At 71.8% G+C, this 348-nt stretch carries 1 pseudogene; it reads left to right on the forward strand.

The features are described 5' to 3' along the window. Positions 1–210 (forward strand): annotated as a pseudogene (locus ACLJNW_RS23760) (hypothetical protein); the annotation flags it as partial. Positions 211–348 lie beyond the last annotated feature (138 nt).

Here is a 348-nt window from a genome sequence, read left to right on the forward strand (position 1 = left end):
GGCCTGTGGATCTGGTGGAAGCGCAAGCCGGCCGGACGCCTTGGCGTGCCGCCGCTGCGCCACGAGCTGCCGCGCTGGAAGACCGGCATCGCCATCATGCTGGCGCTGGGCGTGGCCTTCCCGTTGGTGGGGGCCTCGCTCCTGCTGGTCTGGGCGCTGGACTGGCTGGTGCTGTCGCGGCTGCCGGCGGTTCGCCGGGTCCTGGCTTGAGACCTGCTGCCCGGCGCTCAGTCGAGGTCGAGCTGGCGGGTCTTCCAGAGTGCCGCCAGCAACAGCACGCAGAGCAGCGCCTCGGCGCCGAGCCAGAGGAAGGTGGTTAGCGCCGGCGAGGCGTCGATCAGCACACCG

It is taken from the genome of Salmonella sp. SAL4457 (assembly GCF_046548235.1).
Classification (GTDB): domain Bacteria; phylum Pseudomonadota; class Gammaproteobacteria; order Enterobacterales; family Enterobacteriaceae; genus Salmonella; species Salmonella enterica.